The following is a 7,047-nucleotide window of genomic DNA, read 5'->3' as shown; positions in this document are numbered from 1 at the left end:
GAGGTGATAGCCACTTTTGTCGTCCCCGGATGCTGAACTGGTGCGATCGGCATCACGTCGACTACATCGTGGGAATCGCCAAGAACAGCCGGCTGCTCAAGGAAGTGGATGTGCCCATGATGCTGGTACGCAAGACCCAATGGCAGGTGGGAGGGAAAGTGGCAGAGACGTTTCGCTTTCCGTATCAAGCACACTCCTGGAAATACCCACGCTGGGTGGTGGCCCGTCTGGAAGAAGGCGAGCTGGGCTCTAATCCCCGGTTTATCATCAGTTCCCGTTACGATGACGGCTTCAAGCTTTACTACGAGCAGTACTGTGCCCGGGGTGACATGGAGAACCGGATCAAGGATCAACAACTGAGCCTGTTCGCTGACCGTACCTCCAGCACGCACTGGTGGGCCAATCAGTGGCGGCTGATCTTGTCGGGCTTCGCTTATACACTGTTCGAGCGGTTACGGACTTACCTGAAGCACACGCCCTTCGCGCGCATGAGTCCGAGCAACCTGAGGCTCAAGCTCATCAAAGTAGGCGCGGTCATCATCCGCAATACGCGCCGAATCCGCGTACTCATGAGTGACAGCTACCCCTATAAAACGGCGCTATCCGATCTCGTCAGGCGGTTGGTGCCGAACTGACTGCTCGGGCTCCCCCGGCCCGACGCAATGGGGGGAAGGGGGAGGTGTGTCTGAACGACGAAAAGTGGTTAAAAAGTAGCCGATGTAAGTCGAGCCAATAGGTGTTTAGCGGTGTTAGCCTGAGTGCGGTACTGGCTGAGGTGCTATGAGAAATCCAGGCTAGAGCACTTCCAGCGGCTTTAGATTAACTTAAATCGACCAATATCTTTTACGAGGTACTGCTATCGGCCAGGGCAGCATAGACTTTAGTCTAGTTTGAAAATTATTTTCACAAATGAAAATAGAAACGATTTGCAAACAGCAGTGAGCGAAGTGGTAGGCGCATTGAATATCGGTGCAGAGGCTATCTTAGCCGTGGATTGGTCAAGGCCACGGCTAAGATGAAAGAAGTCTGCTCGAGTTATTGATCAGGATGTATGCGAATCCGGTAGAGCACGCAGTAAACTACCGGCAGTACGATTAAGGTTAATAGCGTGGCGACACCCAGGCCACCGATCAGCGCGACCGCCATGCTGGCGAAAAAGGCATCGCTAATTAGCGGGATCATGCCCAACATGGTGGTCAGCGCGGCCATGGCGACCGGACGCACGCGGCTGACCGCAGCTCGCACCACAGCGTGGTAGCGGTCTTGATGCAACGGCAGTTGCACGTTGATCTCCTCTACCAACACGATGGCATTTTTGATTACCATGCCGATCAAGCTCAGCGTACCCAGCAGAGCCATAAACGAGAAAGGTAACCCGGTAACCAACAACGCGCCCACTACGCCAATAATCGTCAGCGGTACCAGCGACCAGATAGCCAACGGCTGGCGGAAGTTATTGAACAGCACCACAGTGAGAATAAACATCATCACTATGCCCAGCGGCAGCGAGGAAAATAACCCACTCTGCGCTTCGCCAGCGGTCTCAAACTCACCACCCCACTCCAACCGGTAACCTGCTGGTAGATCCAAGGCCTCCACCCTTGGTCGAATGTCGGCCAATACGCTGGCTGCGGTCACCCCGCTTAGCGGATCCGGCTCACCGTACACCGCCAGCATGCGTTCGCGATTGCGGCGCATAATCAGCGGATCCGCCACCTGTGTTGTGATATCGCCGATGACTTGATCGGCGGAGATATAGCGGTTTTGCTCTGCGCTCCAGACGTTAAGTGAGCCTAGGTTATCCACATCGTGACGCTGTTCGGGGATTGCCCGCGCCACTATCGGAATCAGGTCGCTGCCGTCGCGGTAAATGCCCACCTGGCTGCCACTGGTACTTAGCGCCAGGGTGCTGGCCAGGTCTTCACGGGTCACACCCAGCCTACGTGCAGTATCTTCAAGAAAAACGGGCTCAATCGCCTGCACGCGGTTACGCCAACTGGTGCGCACGCTGGTCAAATTCGGTGTATCAAGGAACATGGCCTCAACCTGATCGCCCAACTGGCGAAGCACCGCTGGATCGCTGCCGTAGAAGCGCGCCTCTAGCTTGGCTTTGGGAGCGGGGCCGACCTCCAACGGGGCGATTTTGTAGTCGATATCGCTATGATCCCGCTCCAACACTTGCTCTACGTCAGCCATGCGGTCGTGTTGAGTCGCTTTATCGTCGGTTTCGACAATCAACTGCGCATAGCTTGCATAGCGGTCTTCCGGTGAATAGGTGAGGGTAAAACGCTGCGCTCCGCCGCCCACGGTGGTGGTCAGGTGGCGAACGCCGTCCATCTCCATCACGCTCTTTTCAAGCTCGCTAACGCGGCGTTGGGTTTCGAGAATATCGGTACCTTCCGGCGTGCGATAATCGACAAAAAAGATCGGCGTATTAGAGGCCGGAAAGAAGGCATTTTTAACCGAACCAAAGCCGACCACCGCGCCAGCCAATATCGCTACCATCAGCGCCAAGGTTAACCAGCGCCAACGAATACCGGTGATAATGACACGGCCTACAAAACGATAAACCACGCCTTTATAGGGGTCTTCCTGTCCATCGCCGGGGGCAACATTGCGGAAAAACAGCTTGAAGTAGAACGGCGTTAACGTCAGCGCCGTGATCCAGCTCAGCAGTAGCGAGTAGAGCAGCACGAAAAATAACGAGCCGATAAACTCACCGGTGGTGTCTGGCGATAAACCGATGGGCGCAAAGGCTGCAATCGCGATCAGCGTTGCGGCCAGCAAGGGCCAGGCATTTTGGCGAACCACTTGATGCGCCGAATCACGAATCGTGCTGCCCCGCTTTAACCCCACCAGCATGCCTTCGGTGACCACAATGGCGTTATCTACCAGCATTCCCAGGGCGATAATTAACGCACCCAGCGAGATTTTTTCCAGCTGCAAACCATGAAAGCGCATCAACATAAAGGTGCCAATAATGGTGATCAGCAGGATAAAGCCCATTAACAGACCACTGCGCCAGCCCATAAACAGCATCAGCACCACGATCACGATAGCCACCGCCTGGATCAAGCTGACCAGGAAACCGGATACTGCGTCATCGACCACCTGGGGCTGGTTATAAACGACATTCAGCTCCATACCCAGTGGTGTGCGGGTTTGCAGTTCATCCAGACGCTGCTGTAGCCGTTCTCCCACCTCGACAACATTCACTCCGCTTTCAAAGGAGACGCCCAACGAGATCGCCGGCCTGCCCATATCGCGGTAAAGCTGCTGGGGCTGCTCCGCCAGCTCGCGGCTCACATCGGCAATATCGCTCAGCCGCACCAGTTCACCGTCGCCCTCACTGACAATCAGGGCGCGCAGAGCTTCAATATCTGCCGCACTGCCCGTGGGGGTGATACGAAAACGGCGGCCATCCTGTTTAAGATGCCCTGAGTCTGCCACTGCATTTTGGGTCTCAAGCAGTTGCTGTAATCGTGTTAACGGAATATTCAGTGCGCGCAGGCGTTCGCGATCAACTTCGATATAGATGCGCTCTTCGTGCTCACCGCTTAGCGACACCTTCGCGACGCCCTTCACCAAAGCGAGCTCGCGCTTGAGAAAATCAGCATGGTCAGCCAGATCCGGCATGCTATAGCCATCGCCCGTCAGGTTGACCATGAAACCAAATACATCGCCAAAGTCGTCATTTACGCGAGATTGACTCGCACCCGGCGGAAGCGCGGCCTGGGCATCCTGTACTTTACGGCGCAGCGAATCCCATAATTGCTCCAACTCCTCGTTCTGCACCGTACTTTCGAGTTCAACGGTGATCTGCGATAGGCCATCAGAACTCACCGAGCTAACCCGTTTGATCGATGACATCTCCTGAATTGACTCTTCGAGTGTCGAAGTGACTTCCTGCTCTACCTCTTCAGGCGTCGCACCAGGGTACTGCGTGGTGATCAGCGCATTGCGAATGGTAAATTCGGGGAACTCCAACTGGCCCATGCCCAAAAACGACAGCGCGCCACCCGCCAGCAGCACCACGGTCATTAAATAGCTGGTCGCCCGGTGGCGTAGAAAGTAGTCGACCATGTTAAAGCCCCTGCTCTTTTTCCCACGGGGTCACCCTGGTGTCCTCGGTTAAACGGTGGGCTCCGGCCGCCACAACGCGATCGCCCGCTGCCAACTTTCCGCTAACTTCCAGGCCGTTTGAGGTTAACCGACCGACCTCCACCGGCACCGCTTCCACGTTTTCTGGCTCGATGAAGCGCCATACCTGAGCCTGGTCGGGATCATCACCGGCATAGCTCACCGCATCAGTGGGCAGTAGCCACAGCGGGGCGCTATTTTCGGTTTGCAGCGAACTCAAATCGAGCCGCACATTGGCACTCATACCGTCTAACAGGGTGATATCGTCCGGCTGGGGCAGCGTTAGGGTGACTTCATAAGCCAAACTCTGTGCGCTGGCTTGGGTGGTGTAAGAGGCTAGCTGGGCAAGATAGGGTTTATCGCTATTACCAAAGCGCACTTCAAACGCCAACGCATCACCGAAGGGCGTTCCATTATTTCGCGGTATGCGCTGCACGATCTGCTCGGGCAGATGAAACACCACGTCTAGCTGCCCTGGCTGCTGGATCACCGCGACCGTTTCTTGAACTTGAACTATCTGGCGGTTATCCACTGGCACCTGGGCAATCACACCATCGTAAGGGGCGCGTAGCTTTGTATGCTCGACCTGCTCTTGTGCCTGTTCGAAGGTGGCCCGGGCGGCCCGCCACTCGCTTTCCGACTGATCAAACTGGGATTGGCTGACTGCCCCACGCTGCAGGGTGTAGCGCATGCGTTCTAGCGTTGCCTCGGCGAGCTCCAAGCGCGAGCGGGCGCTGTCCAGCTCGCTTTGCACATTGCGATCATCAATGCGCGCAATCACCTCGCCTTCGCTCACCTGTTGGCCAGGGCTCACATTGAGCTCCAATAATTCCCCGGCCATACGAAATGACAAATTGCTGCGCGTAGAGGCTTCCACCCGCGCGGGAAACTGCCGTAAGGCCGTAGCATTTGCCGACTGCAGTGTCATCAATTTTACCGGTCGTGTGGCATCAGTCGACTGCGCCTGGGCTTGCTCACAGCCCGTTAGCACAAGCAGAGCCAGTATGATGGGCAGTGAACGGAGAAGAGTAACGGGCACGAGTAGCTCCTTGATGGCGGTCAGTGATGATTTTCAAACCTGCATTCAGGATACAAGTTGAATAATATAGTCACCTCACTGACATTCATGAATGTCAGTGAGGTGTATAATAATCACCCACCCGCGACTTTGCTATCCATCACTGCCAAAATACCGCTAAGGAGCCTCTGATTAACGTAATGAGCGAAGGCCAGACAAGGCAAAAAACAACGAAAAAGCGGAGTTTACGGGTTGTAAATGAGCATTTTGAGGCGATTTTTAACGCCGTATGGTCGAGCGCAATAGTTAATCAGAGGTTTCTTAATTTTATTAATAGGAGCCGCTATGTCCCGTCGTAAGGCCGACGCCGAACGTACCCGAGAAATCATTCTGGACGCGGCAGAGACCACCTTTTTAGCCCAAGGCGTTTCGCGTACCACCTTGGCGCACATCGCCCAGGCAGCAGGAGTGACACGAGGGGCCATTTATTGGCACTTTGAAGACAAAGCTGCATTGTTCGATGCACTCTTGGAACGCGTGCGTGTCCCTCTGGATGAAATTGTCGATGAGGTGGTGGAACACCTAGGCTCAGCACCGGCAGACTGCTTACGCGACATTGCTCTACGCTCGCTGGCAGCCATTTCCCACGACCTGCCACTGCAGAGAGCAGCCACCATCGTATTGCACCGCTGCGAGAAACTGGAAGAGGAGCACCCGCGGATTTGCATGATCACTCGACTCTCTGAGCACGCAGAGGCGCGAGTAGAGCAATTGTTTGAACAGGCCCAAATCGCTGGCACTTTACGCGCTGACTTAACCCCAGCCAGCGCCCGGCGCCAATTTCATGGCTTTTTGATTGGCGTCTGTTTCGACTGGCTGCAGGATCCCCAGCAGCATTCTCTGGCGGATGAGAGCAGCGGTATCGTGGAAACGTTAATGCGTGGTTTATTTAACACTCAGACCGTATGAACCTGCGCTAAATCTTAATCTATATTTATCTAATGCACTTAATCTGCATTTATCTCGCGAGGGGCGGCAAAGTGCTCAGCCAAGACGGCACTCATTGGTACATTAAGCGTAATGTCTTTGCCAGGGAGAGGTTGCTGAAACCACCGTTCGTACAGCAACGGCATTTCCGGACTGGTATAAATATGTTCGAGGGCCTTATTTACCTCTGCGGCAAAGGCATCGTCGCCCAATTGCATTAAAAAACCGAGAGGCTCTATCGACGTAATGGCTTCTTCGGAAAGCGCGTACGCGTCAGGGTGATCGGACTCAGCAATCATTGTGCTTAGTAATATATCATCCATTGCAAAAGCCGCTACGCGCCCATCAGCAACTAAATCAAACGCTTCCTGCAATGTACCTACGGGCACCACCGATAAATTCAGCTGGCGTTCTCGATTTACCTGATTGATCTGGCTGACATTGACGGTGCCACGCGCCACGCTCACGCTACGCCCGGCCAAGTCCTCCAAGGTGGTAAAGCCATTTTCCTTCAGGGCCACATAACGCACCGAGACAAAGAAATGGCTAAGCGCAAACTGCGCGCTCTGCCGCCGCTGTTGTGTATTAGTACTGGCATTACACTCAATATCGATATCGCCGCTATTGAGCAGTTGCACCCGGTTACTGGGCGTACGGTACACATAGGCTATTTCAAGAGAAGGCAGGTCTAATTGCACTTGCAGCTGTTTCGCTAAACGTTGGCAAATATCGATAGAGTAACCGACGACGTTACCCTGATTATCTAAATAAGAGAATGGCGCTGTATCACCATAGCCAACCCTTAACACGCCGGTTGCTTCTATGCGTTCAAGCGAATCGATAGGTGTCGTTGCATGTGCTGCCTCTCCACCAGACATCATTACCAGCAAACTACACCACCC

General features: G+C 54.5%; 5 protein-coding genes. 2 read left to right on the top strand and 3 right to left on the bottom strand.

Annotated elements, in window-relative coordinates; genetic code table 11:
* Window positions 1-635: transposase (locus HALA3H3_RS11775; RefSeq protein WP_053856968.1), on the top strand; the 635-nt coding region annotated here is incomplete at its 5' end.
* 400 nt (window positions 636-1,035) lie between these two features.
* Here HALA3H3_RS11775 and HALA3H3_RS11770 read toward each other — a convergent pair.
* Together HALA3H3_RS11770 and HALA3H3_RS11765 are read right to left on the bottom strand one after the other, a co-directional pair.
* Window positions 1,036-4,083, bottom strand: a complete 3,048-nt coding sequence (locus HALA3H3_RS11770) for an efflux RND transporter permease subunit (RefSeq protein ID WP_009285891.1) — start codon at window positions 4,081-4,083, stop codon at window positions 1,036-1,038.
* A gap of 1 nt (window position 4,084) precedes the next feature.
* Window positions 4,085-5,179 (bottom strand): efflux RND transporter periplasmic adaptor subunit, encoded by a 1,095-nt coding sequence (locus tag HALA3H3_RS11765; RefSeq protein ID WP_022521766.1) that lies wholly within the window; start codon window positions 5,177-5,179, stop codon window positions 4,085-4,087.
* Between the two features lie 324 nt (window positions 5,180-5,503).
* Between HALA3H3_RS11765 and HALA3H3_RS11760 the strand changes: the two genes are divergently transcribed.
* Window positions 5,504-6,127 carry a TetR family transcriptional regulator gene (locus HALA3H3_RS11760; protein ID WP_022521765.1) on the top strand — a complete coding sequence of 208 codons (624 nt, stop codon included), beginning with the start codon at window positions 5,504-5,506 and terminating at the stop codon, window positions 6,125-6,127.
* Window positions 6,128-6,165: 38 nt separating this feature from the next.
* On the opposite strand, the gene HALA3H3_RS11755 is transcribed toward HALA3H3_RS11760, so the two are convergent.
* Window positions 6,166-7,026 (bottom strand): amino acid ABC transporter substrate-binding protein, encoded by an 861-nt coding sequence (locus HALA3H3_RS11755; RefSeq protein WP_053857183.1) that lies wholly within the window; start codon window positions 7,024-7,026, stop codon window positions 6,166-6,168.
* Between the last annotated feature and the right edge of the window lie 21 nt (window positions 7,027-7,047).

It is taken from the genome of Halomonas sp. A3H3, from assembly GCF_000982975.1.
GTDB lineage: Bacteria > Pseudomonadota > Gammaproteobacteria > Pseudomonadales > Halomonadaceae > Vreelandella > Vreelandella titanicae.
This window is presented reverse-complemented; position numbering and strand designations above follow the sequence as displayed.

Bases quoted from the DNA above. Each gene is read 5' to 3' on its own strand.
- HALA3H3_RS11770 (WP_009285891.1), bottom strand. From the start codon at position 4,083: ATGGTCGACTACTTTCTACGCCACCGGGCGACCAGCTATTTAATGACC.
- HALA3H3_RS11760 (WP_022521765.1), top strand. From the start codon at position 5,504: ATGTCCCGTCGTAAGGCCGACGCCGAACGTACCCGAGAAATCATTCTG.
- HALA3H3_RS11755 (WP_053857183.1), bottom strand. From the start codon at position 7,026: ATGATGTCTGGTGGAGAGGCAGCACATGCAACGACACCTATCGATTCG.